General features: G+C 71.7%; 25 protein-coding genes. 13 read left to right on the forward strand and 12 right to left on the reverse strand.

Features of this window, described 5'->3' with window-relative positions:
- Positions 1-110: 110 nt before the first annotated feature.
- Positions 111-902 carry an alpha/beta fold hydrolase gene (locus AC069T_RS28600; RefSeq protein ID WP_478785489.1) on the reverse strand — a complete coding sequence of 264 codons (792 nt, stop codon included), beginning with the start codon at positions 900-902 and terminating at the stop codon, positions 111-113.
- A 61-nt stretch (positions 903-963) separates the two neighbouring features.
- Here AC069T_RS28600 and AC069T_RS28605 point away from each other — a divergent pair, with 61 nt between their 5' ends.
- A complete protein-coding gene (locus tag AC069T_RS28605; protein ID WP_478785490.1) occupies positions 964-1,389 on the forward strand; it encodes a MarR family winged helix-turn-helix transcriptional regulator in 426 nt (141 codons plus the stop codon).
- A gap of 84 nt (positions 1,390-1,473) precedes the next feature.
- On the opposite strand, the gene AC069T_RS28610 is transcribed toward AC069T_RS28605, so the two are convergent.
- Complete coding sequence (locus tag AC069T_RS28610) at positions 1,474-1,932, reverse strand: DUF4383 domain-containing protein (protein ID WP_478785491.1); 459 nt, start codon at positions 1,930-1,932, stop codon at positions 1,474-1,476.
- A gap of 241 nt (positions 1,933-2,173) precedes the next feature.
- A complete protein-coding gene (locus tag AC069T_RS28615) occupies positions 2,174-2,755 on the reverse strand; it encodes a DUF488 domain-containing protein (protein ID WP_478785492.1) in 582 nt (193 codons plus the stop codon).
- Between the two features lie 335 nt (positions 2,756-3,090).
- Here AC069T_RS28615 and AC069T_RS28620 point away from each other — a divergent pair, with 335 nt between their 5' ends.
- The 3 genes from AC069T_RS28620 to AC069T_RS28630 all read left to right on the forward strand — a co-directional run bounded on the left by AC069T_RS28620 (position 3,091) and on the right by AC069T_RS28630 (position 5,586).
- A complete protein-coding gene (locus AC069T_RS28620; protein WP_478785493.1) occupies positions 3,091-3,765 on the forward strand; it encodes a DUF6629 family protein in 675 nt (224 codons plus the stop codon).
- A gap of 91 nt (positions 3,766-3,856) precedes the next feature.
- Positions 3,857-4,129 carry a DUF3253 domain-containing protein gene (locus tag AC069T_RS28625; protein WP_478785494.1) on the forward strand — a complete coding sequence of 91 codons (273 nt, stop codon included), beginning with the start codon at positions 3,857-3,859 and terminating at the stop codon, positions 4,127-4,129.
- A 443-nt stretch (positions 4,130-4,572) separates the two neighbouring features.
- Positions 4,573-5,586: a zinc-dependent alcohol dehydrogenase family protein gene (locus AC069T_RS28630; RefSeq protein ID WP_478785495.1), complete on the forward strand. Its 1,014-nt coding sequence runs from the start codon at positions 4,573-4,575 to the stop codon at positions 5,584-5,586.
- Positions 5,587-5,662: 76 nt separating this feature from the next.
- Here AC069T_RS28630 and AC069T_RS28635 read toward each other — a convergent pair whose 3' ends face one another.
- The 3 genes from AC069T_RS28635 to AC069T_RS28645 form a co-directional block, all read right to left on the reverse strand.
- Positions 5,663-5,992 (reverse strand): ArsR/SmtB family transcription factor, encoded by a 330-nt coding sequence (locus tag AC069T_RS28635; protein ID WP_478785496.1) that lies wholly within the window; start codon positions 5,990-5,992, stop codon positions 5,663-5,665.
- Between the two features lie 126 nt (positions 5,993-6,118).
- The gene (locus AC069T_RS28640; protein WP_478785497.1) at positions 6,119-6,766 is read right to left on the reverse strand and encodes an FMN-binding negative transcriptional regulator; all 648 of its coding nucleotides are present in this window, start codon (positions 6,764-6,766) and stop codon (positions 6,119-6,121) included.
- 55 nt (positions 6,767-6,821) lie between these two features.
- Positions 6,822-7,658: an EamA family transporter gene (locus AC069T_RS28645; RefSeq protein WP_478785498.1), complete on the reverse strand. Its 837-nt coding sequence runs from the start codon at positions 7,656-7,658 to the stop codon at positions 6,822-6,824.
- Between the two features lie 123 nt (positions 7,659-7,781).
- Here AC069T_RS28645 and AC069T_RS28650 point away from each other — a divergent pair, with 123 nt between their 5' ends.
- The gene (locus AC069T_RS28650) at positions 7,782-8,366 is read left to right on the forward strand and encodes a helix-turn-helix domain-containing protein (protein WP_478785499.1); all 585 of its coding nucleotides are present in this window, start codon (positions 7,782-7,784) and stop codon (positions 8,364-8,366) included.
- A gap of 36 nt (positions 8,367-8,402) precedes the next feature.
- Here the strand turns inward: AC069T_RS28650 and AC069T_RS28655 are convergent, their stop codons facing one another.
- Together AC069T_RS28655 and AC069T_RS28660 are read right to left on the reverse strand one after the other, a co-directional pair.
- Positions 8,403-8,552, reverse strand: coding sequence for a hypothetical protein (locus tag AC069T_RS28655; protein WP_478785500.1), 150 nt, complete (start codon positions 8,550-8,552; stop codon positions 8,403-8,405).
- A gap of 157 nt (positions 8,553-8,709) precedes the next feature.
- Positions 8,710-9,243 carry a GNAT family N-acetyltransferase gene (locus AC069T_RS28660; RefSeq protein WP_478785501.1) on the reverse strand — a complete coding sequence of 178 codons (534 nt, stop codon included), beginning with the start codon at positions 9,241-9,243 and terminating at the stop codon, positions 8,710-8,712.
- Positions 9,244-9,741: 498 nt separating this feature from the next.
- Here AC069T_RS28660 and AC069T_RS28665 point away from each other — a divergent pair, with 498 nt between their 5' ends.
- Positions 9,742-10,461: a GAF and ANTAR domain-containing protein gene (locus AC069T_RS28665; RefSeq protein ID WP_478785502.1), complete on the forward strand. Its 720-nt coding sequence runs from the start codon at positions 9,742-9,744 to the stop codon at positions 10,459-10,461.
- 227 nt (positions 10,462-10,688) lie between these two features.
- On the opposite strand, the gene AC069T_RS28670 is transcribed toward AC069T_RS28665, so the two are convergent.
- Together AC069T_RS28670 and AC069T_RS28675 are read right to left on the reverse strand one after the other, a co-directional pair.
- Entirely contained in the window at positions 10,689-12,347 is a 1,659-nt protein-coding gene (locus tag AC069T_RS28670; protein WP_478785503.1) for a catalase, read from the reverse strand.
- A gap of 67 nt (positions 12,348-12,414) precedes the next feature.
- Positions 12,415-13,731: a cytochrome P450 gene (locus AC069T_RS28675; RefSeq protein WP_478785504.1), complete on the reverse strand. Its 1,317-nt coding sequence runs from the start codon at positions 13,729-13,731 to the stop codon at positions 12,415-12,417.
- 531 nt (positions 13,732-14,262) lie between these two features.
- On the opposite strand from AC069T_RS28675, the gene AC069T_RS28680 reads away from it, so the two are divergent.
- From AC069T_RS28680 to AC069T_RS28690, 3 genes are read left to right on the forward strand one after another with little or no spacing between them, the layout of a single operon-like run.
- Positions 14,263-14,571, forward strand: coding sequence for an ArsR/SmtB family transcription factor (locus AC069T_RS28680; RefSeq protein WP_478785505.1), 309 nt, complete (start codon positions 14,263-14,265; stop codon positions 14,569-14,571).
- Entirely contained in the window at positions 14,568-15,659 is a 1,092-nt protein-coding gene (gene arsB, locus AC069T_RS28685) for an ACR3 family arsenite efflux transporter (RefSeq protein ID WP_478785506.1), read from the forward strand. The genes AC069T_RS28680 and arsB overlap by 4 nt, the downstream gene beginning before the upstream one ends.
- Entirely contained in the window at positions 15,656-16,714 is a 1,059-nt protein-coding gene (locus AC069T_RS28690; RefSeq protein ID WP_478785507.1) for an ArsO family NAD(P)H-dependent flavin-containing monooxygenase, read from the forward strand. The genes arsB and AC069T_RS28690 overlap by 4 nt, the downstream gene beginning before the upstream one ends.
- Positions 16,715-16,971: 257 nt before the next feature.
- On the opposite strand, the gene AC069T_RS28695 is transcribed toward AC069T_RS28690, so the two are convergent.
- A complete protein-coding gene (locus AC069T_RS28695) occupies positions 16,972-17,163 on the reverse strand; it encodes a CsbD family protein (protein ID WP_478785508.1) in 192 nt (63 codons plus the stop codon).
- 151 nt (positions 17,164-17,314) lie between these two features.
- Here AC069T_RS28695 and AC069T_RS28700 point away from each other — a divergent pair, with 151 nt between their 5' ends.
- The 4 genes from AC069T_RS28700 to AC069T_RS28715 all read left to right on the forward strand — a co-directional run bounded on the left by AC069T_RS28700 (position 17,315) and on the right by AC069T_RS28715 (position 19,438).
- Entirely contained in the window at positions 17,315-17,707 is a 393-nt protein-coding gene (locus tag AC069T_RS28700; protein WP_478785509.1) for a VOC family protein, read from the forward strand.
- A gap of 33 nt (positions 17,708-17,740) precedes the next feature.
- Positions 17,741-18,601 (forward strand): alpha/beta fold hydrolase, encoded by an 861-nt coding sequence (locus tag AC069T_RS28705; protein ID WP_478785510.1) that lies wholly within the window; start codon positions 17,741-17,743, stop codon positions 18,599-18,601.
- 148 nt (positions 18,602-18,749) lie between these two features.
- Positions 18,750-19,091 carry an ANTAR domain-containing protein gene (locus tag AC069T_RS28710; RefSeq protein ID WP_478785511.1) on the forward strand — a complete coding sequence of 114 codons (342 nt, stop codon included), beginning with the start codon at positions 18,750-18,752 and terminating at the stop codon, positions 19,089-19,091.
- Positions 19,092-19,264: 173 nt separating this feature from the next.
- The gene (locus AC069T_RS28715) at positions 19,265-19,438 is read left to right on the forward strand and encodes a CsbD family protein (protein ID WP_478785512.1); all 174 of its coding nucleotides are present in this window, start codon (positions 19,265-19,267) and stop codon (positions 19,436-19,438) included.
- A gap of 153 nt (positions 19,439-19,591) precedes the next feature.
- Here the strand turns inward: AC069T_RS28715 and AC069T_RS28720 are convergent, their stop codons facing one another.
- Positions 19,592-19,993: an SsgA family sporulation/cell division regulator gene (locus tag AC069T_RS28720; protein WP_478785513.1), complete on the reverse strand. Its 402-nt coding sequence runs from the start codon at positions 19,991-19,993 to the stop codon at positions 19,592-19,594.
- Positions 19,994-20,266 lie beyond the last annotated feature (273 nt).

Here is a 20,266-nt window from a genome sequence, read left to right on the forward strand (position 1 = left end):
GAGTCGACGCGGAGCGTCGGCGACCGACGACAACGCCGCAGATGTGCGTGCCAGACCCCGCGACGCCGGCATGATCCAAACGACAGGCCCTAGGGTCGCGCCCGGGGAGACTACGCGGGACGGGTGCTCGTGCGGTGGAGGTGGGCGTCGACCAGGGCGAAGGTGGCTTCCGGCTGTTCGATCTGCGGAAGATGGCCGGCCCCCGGAATGACCTCCAGCCGGCCGTCGCCGAAGGCTCCGGCGTACGCGGCGCCGTAGGCGGGGGTGACGATGCGGTCGCTCTCTCCCCAGAGCAGGAGAGAGGGCACTCGCACGCGTCCGAGCCTGCGCAGCAGCCGGGGGTCGTGCATGCAGGGGTCACCCGCCAGGATGCGCATAGTGGCCATGTTGCTTTGCCGGAGGGCGAGTTGGGCGGCCGGGATGTCCGCGGGGTCGAGGTGGTACCGGTCCGGGTCGTGCCAGGAGTGCTCTGCGACGCCGCGGGCGTCCAGGGCGAAGAAGTCGGTGATCGGTTCCGTCTCGATGTGCACGCCGACCGGGTCGATCAGGACGAGACCGGTGATGATTCCCGCGGTGTCGCGCACGGCCATCTCGGCGGCCGTCCAGCCGCCCAGTGAGGATCCGACGACGAGAACGTCGCGCAGCCGTCGGTCGTGCAGGTGATGCAGGTAGGCGAGGGCGAGGTCGTCGACACCGGTGAGCCAGTCGGGCCGGTGGGTGCCGTCCCAGCCGGGGTGCACGGGGGTGAGGGTGTGGGCGCTTCGGGAGAGGTGCTCGGCGAGGCCGGCGACGGTGGCCGGGCCCCCGCCGCCGTGCAGGATCAGGACGGGCCTGCCGGCTCCGGCCTCGGAGAGGGCGAGGGACAGGTCGGGGTACACGGCTGCTGCTGCGTCTGTAGGCACCCGTTCAGAGTAACTAAAGTTCTTTATATAAGCTAGCTTGGTCGCAAAGTAGACTCGGCCCATGCATGAGGATCTGGATCTCCAGGAGCTGGGCAGAGCGGTGAAGCAAGCCCAGTACCGCCAGCACAGGGCGCTCGACAGCGCACTGACTGCCGTCGGTACGACGCTGGCTCAGTGGGACGCGCTGCGCGCGATCAGCCGCTCACCCGGGGCGTCGGCCCGCGCGCTCTCCGCGGCGACGTTTCAGACCGAGCAGGCCTTCGGGGCGCTCGTCGGCCGCCTGACGGCAAAAGGCCTGGTGGAGCGGCGGCCAGGTCATGGCCGACGCATCGAGCACCACCTCACGCCCAGCGGCGAAGAACTGCTGGCGGCCGGCCACAAGGTCGCGGACGAGGTGCTCGCCCGCTGTTTCTCCGGGTTGTCCGCCGCGGATCGCGCGTCCCTGCTGGACCTGCTCCAGCACCTCACCGCGGAGCCAGAGGTATAGCCCGGGCCGTCGGCCCGGGCTCCTGCTCCGGCGCTCGCTCCGGCTCGCGACACTCGGGCGGCGGGGTCCCCGGCTGACCTGGGGCTACCGGGTCGCTCGCCGGGTGCTGGTGTCGCGGGTGAGGAGGAAGCCGAGGGCGATCATGCCGATGCCGAGGACGAAGTGGAGCCAGTTGTCGGCCGTGTTGACAGGGATGAAGTTGGCGTCACTGGCACGGTCGATGAACAGGCCGTAGAGCCACAGCACCAGGTAGATGGCGCCGCCGACGACGAGGTAGTTGCGGGCGGTGCCGGGGGTACGGGCCAGGGCGAGGCCGGCGATGCCGAACAGCAGGTGGACGATGTTGTGCAGGACGGACACCTGGAAGATGCCGAGGAGTTTGGCACCGGAGTGGTGGGCGGCGAACTCCATCGTGTCGTAGTGGGTGGTGACACCGGGGATGAAGCCGAGGATGCCCACGAGCAGGAAGACGGCGCCGACGAGCATCGCGGCCTGTTGTACCCGCGTGCGGGTGGGGGCTCTGGAGGGTGTGTGCGCGGTCATGGGCCTGTTCCCTTCGTCCGTGCGTCGGGCTGAAACCGCCCCGGGCTGTGTGCCTTGGCCAGTACCCACGGTGAGGAAAACATTCGGCTCACGGCGGGTGATTTCGGGCCGCTCGGGCCCGTCACCGGGGCGTCTGCGGCGACCGGCCGGGTGCCGCGGATGCCGGCCGTCGGCGGGAGCGGATCGCGTCCCCGCCGGTGGTGATGCGGACTCCTGGGGGGCGCCGACACCGCAGATCCCGTCATGGAGGCGGACCCGCGTCGTCGTACACCAGGAGGCCGTCCTCGCGAAGTCGCACGCCCGGCGTCGGACTGTGCGGGGTGAGTCGGCCGTCGTGCATCAGATGGTGGACGGGCACGCCGCGGGCCAGGACGGCGAAGTCGGCGATCAGACGCCGGTGGCACCTCCACCACACCGCTTCACTGCACATCACCGCGGTGCGCTCCCCGGCCGCCCGGCGCACGAGATCGTCCATGGCGGCGACGAAGTCGGGGCTGCGGGTATGGGCGGCGTAGCCACGGAAGGACGCGTTGCGCCAGACCGTGTCGGGCGAGTGCGGCGGCGGCTTGCGGAAGCCGCCCAGGCGCGGCTCCCACCGGTAGGTGAGGTGCTCCTCGGGCATCCACTCGGCCAGCCGCTGCCGTGACACGTCCGGGTCCCGGCGGCTGCCGGGAGCGGTCCTGACGTCCACGACGGCGGTGACGCCGGCTCCCCGGAGGAGTTTCGCCAGCGAGGTCCGGTCCGCGGTGCTGTGGCCGAAGGTCAGCAGCTCCCGCGGGGGCGCCGTGAATCCGTCCGCGGGGGCGGCCCGGTCGTGGTCCATACGTCCAGTGCAGCAGCCTCGGGCCGGCATGTCCCCTGCTGGAGTGCGCCGGTCATCCGGCCGGCGCCTCGACGGTCCGCTGCGCCATCCCGGCGGCGAGGACCGCCCCGAGGTGCCGGCACCTCGTAGTGCGGGGCCGGCCCCCTCCACCGGCGGAGGCATCCCGCATCCACCACCCGTCACGCCCGTACGCCGGGCACGCGAGGATGCGGGCCGGGCCACGGGCCGGATGAGCTGCCGCCGCCGTGTCAGCCGGGGAGCCCGCCGCAAGCGTCGTAGCGTGGGTCGCGCCGACCGCGGAGGCACCCGGCGACGGCCGACCCCGAGGTGGCGTGATGTGCTGGAGTGCGAAGGCGGACCTCGTGGCGGGCGCCGGAATCGCGGCGCTCGGAGCCGCCTGCCTCGTACGTTCACGGCGGCGTCGGGATCTGCCCATGGCCGCCCTGCCGGTACTGCTCGGGACCCACCAGATCGTCGAGTCGGTGGTCTGGCACGCCGGAGGCGGTGCGGGACCCGCCACCGTGGCCTGGGCCGTCATCGCCCTTCCGCTGCTGGCGGTGTGGGTGCCCACGGGCGTGATGTGCGCGGTGCCCCGAAGCGCCCGGCGCAGGGTGGCGACACCCTTCGTGGCGGGAGCCGTGACGGCGACGGCCCTCGCTCACGCCCTCGCCGTGCGTCCCGTGACCGCCGAGGTCCGTGGCCACACCCTCGGCTATGTACTGGACCTGCCTCACGCCCAACTCCTCATCGGGGGCTACCTGTTGGCCACCGTGGGCTCGCTGCTGCTGTCCGGCGACCGGGGGCTGACAGCGCTCGGGATACTGGTCGCCGTGGGCGCGATCGTCTGCTGGGCGCTGTGGCGGCTGGAGTTCGTCTCGACCTGGTGCGCGTTCGCCGCCCTGTGCTCGGTCGTCCTCTGCTTCTGGGTGCGCGGACGGGAGGAGACCGGGACGGCGGACCGGACGGCGCGGGCCGCGGAGCGGGTACGGGGGAGGGGTCCCGGTACGTGAGGCGCGGCGCCCACCCCGGACACGGGACCCGCGGGACGACGCCTGTCACCGCACCACTCCCCGTTGCCGTCAACGTTGCGACACTGGTGGAGTGACGGACGGCGAAAGGCAGACGGACCGGCGCCTGGAGCGAGCCATTCTGGAGCTCCTGGAGCGACGTGGCCCGACTGCGACGATCTGCCCCTCGGACGCTGCGCGGGCGGTGTACGAAGGGGACGACGACGGCTGGCGCGCGCTCATGGAGCCGGCCCGCCGCGCGGCCCGGCGGCTGGTCGCGGCCGGCGAGGTGGACATCACGCAGGGCGGCCGTCCCGTCGATCCGGAGCAGGCTCGCGGTCCGATCCGCATCCGCCGCGCCCGCTGACACCACGCGCGCGTCCACCACGGCGGGGTCAAGAGCTTCCTTCACCCCGCGGACGGCCCGCCGCCTTCCTAATTACGATGGCAGTCGAAGTTTGACGGTCGTCGAAAGATGTGTTTTCGTTGGCGCATGGACGGCCGGGCGGCCGACGCCGTGGCCGTACTGCCGGGCGTCCGTTCCGCGTCGCCGGCCTGCTCCATGGATCCCGCGGCCCACCCGCCGCCCGGCGCACTGCCACGGGTTTGCGCCGGATTCACCTCAGTGGAAAGGACCACGTGGACGCGCACAAGGCGTACGAGCACCTCGCCCGCGGCGCCTTCGGCAAGATCGTCATCCGCGTCGCGGACTGACTCCCACCCGGCGCCGGGCCTCCCTGGCCAGGACATGGCCGGGGCGGCGCAGGAGTCCTGTCTCGGCACCGTCACCCGTTCTCAGGAGAGATCCCCATGGCGAAGAACGTTCAGTTCGACCGGCTCGGCGGCGCGGAGGTCCTGACCCTGCGCGACGTGGAGACCCGCGATCCCGGAGCCGGCGAGGTGCGCGTCCGCGTGGACGCGATCGGCCTGAACCGGGCCGAGATCATGTACCGCGAGGGCGCCTACTTCTACCAGCCCGTCCTCCCCTCCACGCTCGGCTACGAGGCCGCCGGAACCGTCGAGGCGACCGGCGAGGGCGTGACCGGCTTCGAGGCCGGCGACCTTGTGGGTGTGATCCCCGCGTTCCTGCTGACCGAGTACGGCACCTACGGCGACCGGGTGATCCTCCCGGCCACCGCCCTCGTCCCCCGGCCCGCATCCCTCGCCCCCACCACCGCGGCGGCCGTGTGGATGGCCTACCTGACCGCCTATGGTGCCCTCGCCGAGAGGGGCCAGGTGCGGCCCGGCGACCACGTACTGATCACGGCCGCCTCCAGCAGCGTGGGCGTCGCCGCGATCCAGACGGTCCACCACCTGGGGGCCGTCGCGATCGCCACCACCCGCGGCGCCGGCAAGAAGCAGGCACTGCTGGACGCCGGCGCGGATCACGTCATCGGCACCGACGACGAGGACCTCCCCGCGCGTGTCAGGGAGATCACCGGCGGCCAGGGCGTCCGGCTGGCCTTCGACCCGGTCGCCGGCCCCGGCGTCGAAACGCTGGCCGAGGCCATCGCCCCCGGCGGCAGCCTGATCGTCTACGGCGCGCTCGACCCCCGCCCCACCCCCCTGCCGCACGCCCGGTCCTACCCGGCCCTGACCACCAGCACCTATACGCTCCACGAGGTCACCACCGACCCCGAACGGCTGCGCCGCGGCGTCGCCTTCGTGAACGCGGGCCTGAAGAGCGGTTCGCTGGCCCCTCTCGTCGACCGCACCTTCGACCTCGCCGACATCGCCGACGCCCACCGCTACATGGAGGCCAACACCCACCTCGGCAAGATCGTGGTCACCGTCACGCACGACGCGGACGGGCCCGCGGCCTGAAGTCCGCGGTCATCACGGCCCCCCGTCCAGGACGCGGTCCCGCCGGGCGACCCGGGTGCCCTGCCGCCGGGCCCGCCTACGCGGCGGAAGCGGCCAGGACCGCCGACAGCAGGCCGGGGAAGCGGGCCTCCATCTCCTCGGTCCGCAGCGTGTTCATCTTCGTCGTCCCCACGTAGTACTGGCGGATCAGCCCGGCCTCACGCAGCACGCTGAAGTGGTGGGTCAGCGTCGACAGCGACACCGGCGCCTCGAACGTCCCGCAGCTCATGTCCTCACCGGCGTACGCCAGTTGGCAGACCACCCCACGCCGCACCGGGTCCACCAGAGCCTCCAGCACCTGCTGCAGGGACACCTGCGACAACTCCGGGTGCTCCACCGTCCGGGCGGCGGTACGGGGGCGGGCCATGGGGACTCCTCGGAACGGCATGAGCGTGCAGCTCCATAGTACGACTGCCGTCAAAATTGGGTGTCGCGCCGGCCCTGGAACGCGTGGGGCGAGTGCCTGTTCCCGCCCGTGTGCCGGCGCCCCGGGTCAGGACTTCCAGGGGCCGATGCGGTCCAGGCGGCGCGACTGCTGGCGCGCCGTGGCTGCGTCCAGGCTCCGGCCACGCTCGGTGAGGCGACCGGCGACGCCCGCGCGGTGTTCCACGGGTTTGTGGTCGTCGTACTTGAACTTGGCCCGGACGCCGACGACTTCGAGCCGCAGGCCGCGGATGCCGGGGAGCATCCGTCCGTAAGGGGGCCCGTCGGGGTCGATGGGAGCGTGGTCGCCGTCGGGCTGGAAGTGCGCCATCTGGCGGCGCAGCAGATCGGCCTTGGCCTCGGGGTCGTCGACGATGTGGGCGCGGCAGGTGAACTGGACGGCCGCGTAGTAGCTGGTGGGGACACCGTCGGTGGGCGGGGTGGCGGGCTTGGCGCGCCAGGTGCCGGGGATGAAGGCGTAGTCGCCGACGACGGTGAAGGTGACGTTCGCGTCGTGCTCGATCGCCTGCCAGACCGGGTTGGGGCGAGCGAGATGGATCAGCAGCAGGCCGTCGTCGACGCTGAAGTGGGTGGGGACGACGGCGGGGGCCTCGCCGGGCGGACCGTTGACGCTGAGCTGGCCGAAGTCGTGGCCGTCGGCGATCCAGGCCTGCCACTCGGCGTCGTCCAGGGCGGCGTCCCAGGGCTGGATGAACATCAGGTGCTCCCTGTGTGCGGGCGTGCGGGTGGGCGGGCGTGCGGGGTGGGGCGGGTCAGGTGAGGGCGAGGAGGCTGACGGCGACGGCGGCGGCGCCCAGGCCGATGAGCTGGCCTCGGTGTATGCGTTCGGCGAGGACGCTGCGGGCGAGCAGGACGGTGCCCGCCGGATACAGGGCGGTGATCACGGCGACGACGGTGAGGTCTCCGCTGCGGGCGGCGAGCAGGAACAGCAGATTCGCCAGCGAGTCCAGCACCCCGGCCGCCGCCGAGATCGCGAGGGCGGGCTTCTCCGTACCGAGCCGGCGGAACATCACGGCGGCCGCGGCGAGCGTGACGGCCGAGGAGACCGCCCTGCCGACGATCAGCGGGGCCACGCCGCTGTCGGAGGGCGCCTGGTGCAGGCAGACGAGCTGAAGGGCGATCGCGGCGCCCGCCCCGAGGGCCAGCAGCAGTGCCGTGCGCGACGGACGCGAGGAGCCGGCGCCGTGCCCGGCGCTGACCAGGACCACCGCCACGAGCGCCAGCGGCAGACCCACCAGGCCGCCCATCCCCAGACGATCGCCCTGGAGCAGGCCGACCGTGACCGGCAGGGCGGCGGACACCAGCGCGGTGACGGGCGACAGGACGTTCATGGGGCCGATCGCGAGCGTCCTGTAGAGCAGGGCGAACGCCGCGGCGGACGCCACCCCGGACGCCGCGCCCCAGCCGATGCTCGCCGGGGTGAACGAAGCGCCCAGGACGGGCCACAGCAGCAGCTCGACCGCGAGACTGGCGGGGGCCGCGACCATCACGGTGCGCAGCACATGAGCCTTGCGGGCGCCGAGGCCGCCGAGGAAGTCGGCACACCCGTAGGCGAGAGAGCTGCCCAGGGCCAGCAGAAGAGCGATCACGGTACTTCCCTATGTTTCACAGTGGAACGACTCGACCGTACAATGAACCGACCGCGGGTTGTCAACCAAACGACCGGACGGTTCATTCCAGTGATCCGCGGGACGGGACAGGACGGTGATCAGGTGCCCGAGGCAGAAGAAGCCCTGCGCACGCTCGCGCACAACGTGAGAGCCGCACGGACACGGGCGGGCCTGTCCCTGGACGAGCTGGGCCGGCGCGCCAGGGTCAGCAAGGGCGCCCTGGTGGGGCTGGAGAAGGCCCAGGGCAACCCGAACTTCTCCACCCTGGTCCGCCTCGCCGACACTCTCGGTGTCTCGGTGTCGACCCTGATGGAGGGGCCCGCTGAAGGCCGCGTCCGAGTGGTGTCCGCCGACGCCGGCATGCCTCTGTGGGCCGGTGAGCGGGGCGGCGAAGCCCGGCTCATGCTGACCACCGCGGGGCCGGCTCCGGTCGAGGTCTGGCGCTGGAGACTGGAGCCGGGTGAGGAGTACCCCAGTCACCCCCACCAGGCCGGCGTCGTGGAGACCGTCAGCGTCACCTCCGGCCGGATGACACTGGTCGTCGACGGCACCGAGCATCCGGTCGAGGCCGGGCAGACCGCCACGTTCGACGGCGACACCGCCCACACCTACCGCGGCTCGGGTACCGGAACCTGCCACCTGATCATGACCGTCCACATCCCACCCGGCCCGGGCTCACCGGCCTGACCTGACAGCGGGCCAAGGGGCTCGGAGCCACACCAGTCAGAGGGACTGCCGACGGCGCGCATTCTTCCGATTGGTGACCAGCAGGCACGGCCACACGAGGACCATGCACACCACGACGGCGATGCGGCCCGCGCCGGCGCCGTCGATCACTTTCCAGACCAGCAGGCCGATGCCCAGACAGAACATCGGCCTACACCCGAGGGCCCCACCGGTTGCCGGGCCTCGTCGAGGCCGGCGGAACACGGGAACCGGAGCGCTGCTTCATGCGCGATCTCCTTCTCCGTCAACCCTCCTGCCCGTAGCGGCCGTTGATGAACGTCGACCCGCCGCCCGCGCGGCCCGCTCACCCCTCGTACTCCGTCAGGTCGATGCCGTACACGCCCAACGGATAGCCGTACACCGGGTGTTCGGTCTCGCGCTCCAGTGTCAGTCCGAGCTTGCTGATGACGTTCTCGGAGGCGTCGTTGCCCATCTGGTTGATGCTGATGACCCGGTCAAGGCCGCGGTCCTGGAGCGCGAACTCCAGGACGGCGTGGGCGGCTTCGGACGCGTATCCCTGCCCCCAGAACGAGGAGCCGAGCCGCCAGCTGATCGCCACGGCGGGCAGCACCTCGGGAAGGAACTCGGGCACCGACAGGCCCGCGAAACCGGCCAGCTCACCGGAGGCCAGCAGCTCGACGGCGAAGATGCCGAAGCCCTCCTCGTCCCATTCCTCTTCCCACTGCTCGATCTCGGTGGCCGTCTCGTCCAGGCCGAGGACCGACCCGTCGCCGATCCATCGCATCACCTGGGAGTCCGCGTTGATGTCGGCCAGGGGCGCGAGGTCGTCGTCGGTCCAGCGGCGGAGGACGAGGCGGGGGGTGCGGATCTCGGTCATGAAGCACATCCTGCCTGACGTACGAGGCCACGGCTGACCTGGGGCCGGACCCGGCGGGGGGTCGGCTCTTCGCCACGGGGCCGGGCCGGGGGAGCACGTGTCGCGGGCGAATGATGCATCGACGCGTGGCAAAACGGGCAAGAACCCGGAGCGGTCGGGAAGCGGCCCCGGACGACCCGGTTTCCCAGCGTCGTGAAGGCCAGTGCGGACAAGGCCAGTGCGGACTGCTTCACGACGTACGTCACCTCGTGACCGGGACCGCGGTGTCCAGGACCGGACCGCGCACCGCACTGCCTGCTGCCGAGAGCGGACCCACCTCATACGGACCCACCTCACACGGACCCGTGCTTCGCCCCGCCGCGCCCGGCCGCACAGATGGCATCTACACGAAGTTCGGCGCGCCGCGTGCTCGCGCTTCCCTCACATCAGGTCAAGGGGGCGCGTGCGCGACCGGGACGGCATCGGCAGAGGGCTTTTCAGGGGAGAGAGGCGTTTGCGATGGAGCACGCGGAGACAGCGCCCGAGGTGTGGGTGGAGAAACTGCCCGTCCAGGCGGGAAGCGGGCGGTCGGCGTGGCTGATACGCCCGGTCGGCACCGTCGACCGGGCGGGCCATCCGCTCTTCGAGGCCATCCGGACGGCGGGGGAGCGTGCCGGCACCGCGGTCGTCGTCGACCTCTCGCACGTACGTGCCCTGTCGGCGGCGGCCGTCCGGGAACTGCTGGACTGCGCCCACACGCTGGAGGCCGCGCGGGGCCGGCTGCTGCTGGCGGGCCCGGCCCAGGACGTCGACCCGCTGCTGAGGCTTGCTCTCGGCCTCGCCCCGGTCCCGGTCTTCGCGACGCTGGGGGCGGCGGTCCACGCGTGCGTGAGCCGCGTGCCCGCGGACGCGACCGGCGTCCCGGGAAGCGGCACGGCCGCCGACAGGGGCGGCCGGACGGCGGCGCGCCATGACGAGCTGGCTCAGCTCCAGCAGGCCGTGTCCTCGCACGCCGTCGTCGACCAGGCCATCGGCATCGTCGTCGCGCTGGCCGGTCTGCGTACCGAGGACGCCTGGCACGTCATACGGGAGATCTCCCAGCACACCAACATCAAGATGCGGCACGTTGCCGAGCTGATCGTCGAGTGGGCCCAGACGGGACATCTGGCCAGTGACATCCGCCATCACCTGCAGAAGAGCCTCGCGACACGGCGGCCGGCGCTGCCGGAGGCGGGCTGACGAGACGGCCGCGCGGTGGGACGCGGCCGCGGACACCGACCTGGCCGACGACCAGTCCGTCGTCGCCCTGAACAGGAGTGAGACGGCCGCCTGCCGCTCTCCCGTGACGCGGCTCCGCGGCCGTCGCAGCTCCCGCTACGACCGGCCGCGGAGCCGCGTCATGTCCGATGATCCCTGCGCGGTGGCACGTGCCCGGTCGTCCAGGCCGCTCGTTCACTGACGAGCCGTCAGCGGCCGACCTCGTGGCGGGTGTTGGGGACGCAGTGCGTCATCGTCAGGCCGGACACGTCCCGGGGCGCGTTCTCGCCCAGGTTGGCGAGCCGCTTGCGGTCGTCGTCGGTCAGATCCTGGCTGGCCAGCGGCTCGAGACCGGCGACGTCCCGGGGGCTGATGCCGAGCCCCTCACCGACCCTCAGACCGAGCTCGTTCTCCACCAGCAGGAAGTGCCACACCATCCGCTCCTGCACCGGCCGGTCGCACTGGGACAGCAGGTTGGTGAAGTTCTTCACCAGGTCGTCCCGCTCCCACTGCTCCATCAGCTGATAGCGCTGACCCGCCTGGAGGTAGTCGTTGGTGCGGGGGATGCGCTTGCGGGTGACCCGGCCGTGGATCTCCGGCCCCTGCTCGTCGTGGGACGGGTACTGCGCCTCACGCAGGCCGCCGGTGATCGACGGCTCGTAGTTGACGATCGGGTTCTCGCCGCCGCCGTCCTGGTGGTAGGCCATCTGCCCGTCACGCTGGTTGGTGCGCACGTCGGCGTTCTTCGCCCGGTTGACCGGAAGCTGGAGGTAGTTGGGGCCGACCCGGTAGCGCTGGGTGTCGCTGTAGGAGAACGTCCGGCCCACCAGCATCTTGTCGTCGGAGAAGTCCAGGCCGTCCACCAGCACGCCGGTGCCGAACGAGATCTGCTCGTTCTCCGCGAAGTAGTTCTCCGGCATCCGGTTGAGCACCATCCTGCCCACCGGCCGGGGCGGGAAGTCCTGCTCCGGCCAGGTCTTGGTGTCGTCCAGGGGGTCGAAGTCCAGTTCCGGGTGGTCGTGGTCCTCCATCATCTGGACCAGCAGTTCCCACTCCGGGTACTCGCCGCGCTCCACCGCCTCGTAGAGGTCCTTGGTGGCGTGGCCGAGACCCTGGGCCTGGACGTTCGCCGCGTCCTCCTCGGTCATGCTGCGCACGCCCTGCTTGGGCATCCAGTGGTACTTGACCAGGACGGTGCTGCCCTCCTGGTTCACCCACTTGTACGTGTTGACGCCGAAGCCCTGCATGTGGCGGTAGTCGGCCGGGATGCCGCGCGGGCTGAAGAGGTTGATGAGCATGTGCATGGACTCGGGGGTCTGCGACATGAAGTCGAAGATCCGGCGCGGCTGCTGCTCGAAGGTGACCGGGTCCGGCTTGAGCGCGTGGATGACGTCCGGGAACTTGATGGCGTCCCGGATGAAGAACACCCCGAGGTTGTTGCCGACGAGGTCCCAGTTGCCGTCCTCGGTGTAGAACTTCACCGCGAAACCGCGCGGGTCGCGGGCCGCCTCCGAGGAGTCCCGGCCGCCGATGACGGTGGAGAACCGGACGGCGAGGTCGGTGCGCTTGCCGCGCTCGGCGAAGACCTTCGCGCGCGTGAAGCGGTTGATGGGCTCGTCGCCCCAGGAGCCGTACGACTCGAAGTAGCCGTAGGCGGTCACACCGCGGGCGTGGACGACGCGCTCCGGGATGCGCTCACGGTCGAAGTGGCTGATCTTCTCGAGGAACTGGTAGTTCTCCAGCGTGGCCGGGCCGCGGGCTCCGACGGTGCGCTGGTTCTGGTTGTCGTAGACCGGGTGGCCCTGCCGGTTGGTGAGCGCTTTCCGCTCGTCGTCCGGGGCGGGACCCTTGCTTGACACGTCCGTCACGATCGTCGACTCCTTCGACCCGTATGTGCGGTTCTATCCCGATGTACCACTATTTCCAGTTATGCGGTCATCCGCTACGGCAGGACGGCCCCTGGGTACCCCTGTCGTCGCCCTCGAGTCCCCCGGGTGGCCGTGCCCAGGCGACAGGGCGGACCCCGGTGATCCGGAACCCGCTGCGGGGCCGCGTCGGGATGTGCCGCAGCGGGATCGTCAGATCCTGGACCGGAACGCCGTACGTCAGCCGCGACAGCCGGACGCCGAGGGCTTCCAGCAGAGCGGTCGTGACGGCTTCGCCGGGACACCGGTGGCCGCCGGACGGATCGGCGGCGCCCTGCGGGACCGGTTCGCCGCGTGTCGCCGGACGTGCCAGGAAGCGCTCGGGGCGGAATCGGTACGGGTCGCCCCACAGCTCCGCGTCGCGGTGCTGCCCGTACAGGCCGAGCAGGACGGGACCCCCCGCCCGCACGTGCTCGCCCCTCCAGTACAGGTCGGCGGCGGCCCGCCCGCCGGTGAAGGGGGCGAACGGGTAGAAGCGTCGGACCTCCTGCGCGAAGGCAGCGCCGTACGCCGCGTCTCCGGCCAGCAGCGGCGCGCGGTTCTCCGGCCAGCGATGAAGGGCGTGAGCCGCGAACGTGACGAACCAGGAGACCGCCACGGTGGGCCGGACGATGTTCAGCAGCTCCACGGCGGCCGTACGGGCGTCCAGCGGGCGCCCGTCGGCGTCACGGTGCCGCACCACGACGGACACGGCCGACCCGGCCGGGACCTCGACCTCCCCGGCGCGGATCCTCCCGACCAGGTCCGTGATCCGGGCTTCGCACCCGGCGCGAGCCCGGCGTGCCTGCCGGTGCCGCGCCCCCGGCGTGGCGAAGCCGTCCACCACCGCCACCAGGTCCTGCGCCGTGGCCTCCACCCGGTCCTTGTCCGGGGGTACCCCGGCCCAGCGGCACACACCGGCCGTGAGGACCTTCGCCGCCTCCTCGAAAAGGACGATCTCCGGCCGCACCCGCCAGACGTCCACGGCCTCGTCCCACGCGTCCGTGACGTGTTCCACCAGGAGGGCGACACGGGCCGGCGGGGTCAGCAGCGAGAGGAGCAGCGCCTTGCGGACCCGGTGCGCCGCACCGTCGGGCGTATGGGCCGCACCCTGGCCGAACAGCGTGCTCCGCACGCGCTCGGGCGCGGCCTTGTGCCGGTGCACGTGCCGCTCGTCGTAGAAGAACCGGACGGCGTCCGGACCCCGCAGGCCCCCGGCGTGCCGTCCGGGCAGCCGGGTCCTGACGGCCGGGCTCGCCGCGTGGCGCACCCTGTCCGGCGGCCAGGCGTGGCCCTCCGGCGGCAGAGAGCCGGTGCGGTCGGCGACAGGGCCGGGTGAGGTGCGCATGGGGCCCGGGTGCCCGACGTGACGTCCCGAAAAACGCTCGGGCCCGGTGGATGCCCGGGATGCGACCGCGCCACCCGGCACGGCATGCCCGGAGCTGGTCGGCGGGTCGGCCGCGCCCGCGGACGCCTCTTGGACAAACAGGAAATATCCAGCCAGGTCCGCGTGTTGTCACGGACGTGGGCGCGGAGGGAACTGTGTCCCCGGGCCTCATTTTCATAGCCCACGAGGACGATCGTCCGGCTGAAGCCTCGTGGAGCCTCCTGCCGGAGGCGACCGCCCTCCGCGTCCACCATCGATCGGCCCCGGCCGGCTGTCCCCCGAGCCGGTCGGGGCTCTCGTCTGACCCGGCGGGTCCCCGCACGTCCCGCGATACCCGTGCGTCCCGCTCTCCCGCACGTCTTGCGACGCCGGTACGTCCCGCCGCTCCCGCGCGTCCCGCAGTGGCCGGTGCGTCCGCAACGCCCGCCCGCTGTCCGCCCGGTCGGTCCGGTCCGGTCGGGATCGGCTTCGTCGATGTGAAAGCATCAGTCCATGATGACGTCAGTCGACACTGACCTGATGCGGGTGCTGGCCGACCCGCTCAGGCTGCGGATCGTGACCCTGCTCGCCCGCGAGACGCTGTGCACCACCCATCTGGTGGAGGAGACGGGCGCCAGGCAGACCAACCTCTCCAACCACCTGCGGGTGCTGCGCGAGGCCGGCGTCGTCGACACGGAGCCGTGCGGGCGCTGGACGTACTACCGGCTGCGCCCCGAGGTCATCGCCCGGCTCGCCGACGGCTTCGCCGCCCTCGCCGCGTCCGCCCGCACCGCCGCCGACACCAAGAGGACCTGCCCATGACGTCCGCCGGAGCACCCGCGACCGCCGAGGAGCAGCCGGTCGCCGCCAGGCTCTCGACCCTCGACCGCTTCCTCGCCGTGTGGATCCTGACCGCGATGGCACTCGGGCTCGGCCTGGGCCGCGCCGTCCCGGGCCTGAACGACGCTCTCGCCGAGGTGGAGATCGGCGGCATCTCGCTGCCGATCGCCGTCGGCCTGCTGGTCATGATGTATCCGGTGCTGGCGAAGGTCCGCTACGACAAGCTCGACTCCGTCACCGGCGACAAGAAGCTCATGGTCTCGTCCCTGGTCGTCAACTGGATCGTCGGCCCGGCGGTGATGTTCGCGCTGGCGTGGATCCTCCTGCCCGACCTTCCCGAGTACCGCACCGGCCTGATCATCGTCGGGCTGGCGCGCTGCATCGCCATGGTCGTCATCTGGAACGACCTCGCCTGCGGCGACCGGGAGGCCGCCGCCGTCCTCGTGGCCCTCAACTCGGTCTTCCAGGTCCTCGCGTTCGGCCTGCTCGGCTGGTTCTACCTCGATCTGCTGCCCGGCCTGCTCGGCCTCGACGACGGCGACCGCCTCGACATCTCCACCGGGAAGATCGCTCTGAACGTCGTCATCTTCCTCGGCATTCCCCTCCTCGCCGGATTCCTCACCCGCCGCCTCGGCGAGACGAAGCTGGGACGCGAGTCGTACGAGGCGAGGTTCCTGCCCAGGATCGGTCCGTGGGCGCTGTACGGGCTGCTGTTCACCATCGTGGTCCTCTTCGCCCTGCAGGGAAGGACGATCACCTCCCGGCCGCTCGACGTCGCCCGGATCGCACTGCCCCTGCTGGTCTACTTCGCGGTGATGTGGTTCGGCACCTTCGCGCTCGGCAAGGCGGTCGGCCTGTCCTACGCCCGCACCGCGACCCTCGCGTTCACCGCGGCGGGGAACAACTTCGAGCTGGCGATCGCGGTCGCCATCGCCACCTTCGGGGTGACGTCGGGCCAGGCGCTCTCCGGTGTCGTCGGCCCGCTGATCGAGGTGCCCGTCCTGGTGGCCCTCGTGTACGTGTCGCTGGGCTGGCGGAAGAGGTTCGCGACCGGCCGGCCGGGGACATGAGCCGGCCCGTCGACGTCGTCGTCATCGGCGGCGGCCAGTCCGGGCTCGCCGCCGGCTACCACCTGCGCCGCCTCGGCCTGGAGTTCGTCGTCCTCGACGCCGGCCCCACCCCGGGCGGCGCGTGGCGGCTGACGTGGGACTCGCTGCGCCTGTTCTCGCCGGCCGCGTTCTCCTCGCTGCCCGGCCGGCTCATGCCCCCGCAGGCCAACCAGGAGTATCCGGACGCGGCGCACGTCATGTCGTATCTGCGGGACTACGAGAAGCGCTACGACCTGCCGGTCCAGCGGCCGGTGACCGTCCTCGCCGTGCACCGGGACGATGGGGTGCTGCGCGTGGACACGGACGCGGGGAGCTGGTCCGCGCGGGCGGTCGTCAGCGCGACCGGCACCTGGTGGCGCCCCTTCCAGCCCGCCGTGCCCGGACACCGGGACTTCCGCGGGGAGCAACTGCACACCGTCGGCTATCGCACCCCTCGGGACTTCGAAGGGCGCCGTGTGCTCGTCGTCGGCGGCGGCAACTCCGGCGCGCAGATCGCGGCCGACCTCGCCCGGATCACCGAACTGACCTGGGTCACCCGGCGGCCGCCCCGCTATCTGGCCGACGAGGTGGACGGCCGCGTCCTCTTCGACGCAGCCACCGCCCGCCGCCGCGCCCTCGACGACGGCCGCGCGAACACCGGAGGCGTCGCGTCGCTGGGGGACGTCGTCGCCGTACCGCCCGTGCGGGAGGCCCGGGACCTTGGGCTCCTCGACGCCGCTCCGATGTTCACGCGGCTCTTCCCCGACGGTGCCGAGTGGGCCGACGGCACGCGGGCCGGGGCCGACGCGATCATCTGGTGCACCGGGTTCCGCCCGGCCCTCTCCCACCTGGCGCCCCTCGGGCTGCGCGGCCGGCGCGGCCACGTCGCCACCGCGGGCACCCGTGCCGCGGACGAGCCGCGGCTGCATCTGCTCGGATACGGCGACTGGACGGGTCCGGCCTCCGCGACCCTCATCGGCGTCGGACGCCCCGCGAAGGAGGCGGCCCGCGAGATCGCGGCGCTCGTACGCGGCTAGGGCCTGTCGTTTGGATCATGCCGGCGTCGCGGGGTCTGGCGCGCACATCTGCGGCGTTGTCGTCGGTCGCCGACGCTCCGCGTCGACTCCCTCCTCCGCCTTGCAGCTGCACGCGCCAGACCCCGCTCGGGTCGGTCAGGACGAACCGTCGGTCACAGCCAGCCTGATCCAAACGACAGGCCCTAGGCCTGGCACACGAGGGAGCTTTCCGGCCCGGTGGGGAGGCGCCGCGACGGCGGCCCTCCCCACCTGCGGCGTCAGGTGCGGTCGCGCTTCATGGAACGCCCGGTCTCCTGGGTGCGCTCCTGGGCCTTCCCCCGGACCTTCTTGGCCTCGCCGCGGGCCTGCTCGAGCTTGCCCTCCGCCTGCTGCTCGCGGCTGCCCGTGACCTTGCCGGCCATCTCCTTGGCCTTGCCCTTCATCTTGTCCATACCGCCCTTGTCCGCCATGGTTCCTCCTGATGTGGGGGGTCGCTTGCCCGCCCAACGTAAGGGGGTGGCGGGAACTCCCGCCCGTCGAAGCGTCACGTACCGTCACCACGCCGTGCGGCATCATCGTCGGTGAGGACGTGGAACGCCGCAGCGACAAGGGAGTTGACGCATGACCGGACAACCGCGGCTCACGCTGGCCGCGACCGTGCTCGACGCGCCCGACGCACGTGAGCTCTCGGTGTTCTACCGAGGCCTGCTCGGCTGGGAGGTGCGGGAGGACGGGCCCGACTGGGTGATGATCGCGCCCCCGGAGGGCGGCGCAGGTCTGTCGTTCCAGACCGAGCCGCGGTTCGTCCCGCCGCGCTGGCCGTCCACTCCAGACGAGCAGCAGATGATGCTCCATCTGGACATCGAGGTGGACGACCTGCCCGCGGCCCTCGCGCGTGCCACCGCCCTCGGCGCCCGCCCGGCCGACTTTCAGCCCCAGGACGACGTCCGTGTGCTGTTCGATCCGGCGGGTCACCCGTTCTGCCTTTTCGTGCGCGCCGCCGCCTCCCGGTAGTTTGCCGACGCGGGTTCGAGGGACGCGGTGACCATGTTCGAAGACTTCGAAGCAGAAACGGTCCAGTTGAAGGAAGCGTCCCTCTTCGTACGTCACGGCGGGGAGGGCCCGCCGGTGCTGCTGCTGCACGGGCATCCCCGGACCTCGGCGACCTGGCACCGGGTGGCCCCGCAGTTGGTCCGGCGGGGATTCACGGTCGTCTGCCCCGACCTGAGGGGCTACGGCCGGTCCCGGGGGCCTAAGCCGACACCGGACCACTCCGGATACTCCAAGCGGGCGGTCGCCGACGACCTGATGGCGGTCATGCGCTCGCTCGGGCACTCCCGGTTCTCGCTCGCCGGACACGACCGCGGAGGTGCCGTCGCCCTGCGTCTCGCCCTCGACCACCCCGACGCGGTGTCCCGGGTGGCACTGCTCGACTGTCTGCCGATCAGCGAGCATCTGTCCCGTGTCACCGCGAAGTTCGCCACGCAGTGGTGGCACTGGTTCTTCTTCGCCCAGCCGGACATTCCCGAGCGGGTCATCAACGCCGACCCGGACCGCTGGTACCGCGGCGATCCCGCGGTCATGGGGCAGGAGAACTACGAGGAGTGGCGCGAGGCCACCAGGAACCCCGACGTGGTGCGGGCGATGCTGGAGGACTACCGGGCCGGGCTCACCGTCGACCGGCGCCACGAGGAAGCCGACCGGGCCGACGGGGTGCGGATCCAGTGCCCCGCGCTGGTCCTGTGGTCCCTCCGGGACGACCTGGAGGACCTCTACGGGGATCCGCTGGAGATCTGGCGGGACTGGGCGCCCGACGTACGAGGTCACGGGATCGACTCCGGCCACCACGTGGCCGAGCAGGCCCCGGACGAGCTCGCGGCCTGCCTCGGTGACTTCTTCGGCGGCTGACCCGGCGTCCGGCGGCGGCCCGCACGGCGAGCCGCCGCCGTGCGGGTCCCGGAGTCCGGGCTGCATCGCGCCCGGCAGCAGGGGCACACTGGAGAGTGATCTTTGGCGCCGGACTCCCCGGATCCCGGAGGCGACCTTGACGTCGGACATGTTTGAAAGGCGACTCGCTCCCCAGGGGTGGGAGCAGGACGCGGAGCGGCTCGTGCAACTGGAGGACGAGAACCTCCAGCTGAAGCGGGCGGTCCACTCGCACGCGACGATCGACCAGGCCATCGGTGTCGTCCTGGCGAGGGGGGAGCTGACACCCGCCGAGGGCTGGGACGTGCTGCGCGAGGTCTCCCAGCGGACGAATGTGAAGCTGCGGAAGGTGGCGGAAGCGGTCCTGGAGTGGGCTCGCACGGGAGAGCTGCCCGACGCCGTCAGGGACGAGCTGGAACGCGGGATCCGGTCGGCCCGGGCCCGGCGTCGGATGGACGGTCCGTACTCCTGACGGCGCGGTGCCGCCACGGAAGCGCTCCAGCGTCACGGCGGCGTCGGCGGCAGGCCCCTGGGCACGGCACGCCCGGCGTCATCGACCACCCGGTGGGATGGGTTTGGGGCCATTTGGTGCGGTCAGTCGTAAAATGGATCCGCATTGCTGGAGGACTAAGGATGTGAGCTGCGGTGGCCAAGGACCAGAAGGCGAAGGCCAAGGCGGAGCAGGCCAAGGGCAAGGCGAAGGAAGCCGTGGGACGCGCGGTGGGCAATGAACGCATGACCACCGAAGGAGCGGCAGGACAGTCCAAGGGCGACGCGCGGCAGGCCAAGGAGAAGGTGAAGGACGCACTGCGCCACTGACCGCTACCCATGGACGCAGACGGGGTCCGCCGAGATCACGTGTGGCGGACCCTGCTGCGTTCCCGTTCCCGATATGTCGTGCGGCCGTTCCGTGTCTGTGGGCAATGGCTCCCCGGAGTCAGAGGTGCCCGTCGTCCCTCACCGATCCGGACGTCAGCCCTCCGCGCCCGCGATGAGTTCGGCGAGGAAATCGTCGACGGAGACCTTCTCCTGCCCGGCTGGGACGACCTCGTAGGTCTCGTCCAGGAAGGACATGACGGCCGGGGCCCAGGCCAGGATCACGGCGTGGTGCCGGCCCCCGTCGGTGTGGGGCTCGCCGAGGAACTCCATGCGCAGCTCCCGCCACAGCCCGGTGGCCTGCGGACCCATCCGCACGTCCCCCTCGCCGACCGGACGTTCCATTCCGTCGGCCATCATCTTGCGGTCGAGTCTCCACCGGGCCAGGACCCGGCCGTCGTGGCTGAACACGACGGTGACGGCGAACGGATCGTCGGCTTCGTACGTCATGTGGGCCAGTACGGAGAAGCGGCCGGTGCCGCCTGCCTCGAGCTGCATGACGAGCGTCCTGTGCACGATCGGGATCAAGGGAAGCCTCCGGGGGAACGGACCTAAAGCCCCCTACTACCCCCGTTCCGCGCATGATGCTCACGCAAATGGGGGATTCACACAGAAGTGACGGGACGCCCGTTGCTTCGCCGCGCCGGCGGGCGCCCGACGCGGGCGGCCGGGAGGCCGCGGCCACCCGGGCGCCGTACCGGCGAGACCTCTCGAGCGGCGGCCTGCGCGCGAGCGCACCATTCTGGATGCAGATGCGATCACGTCGCCTAC

The organism is Streptomyces sp. NPDC043867 (assembly GCF_056435845.1).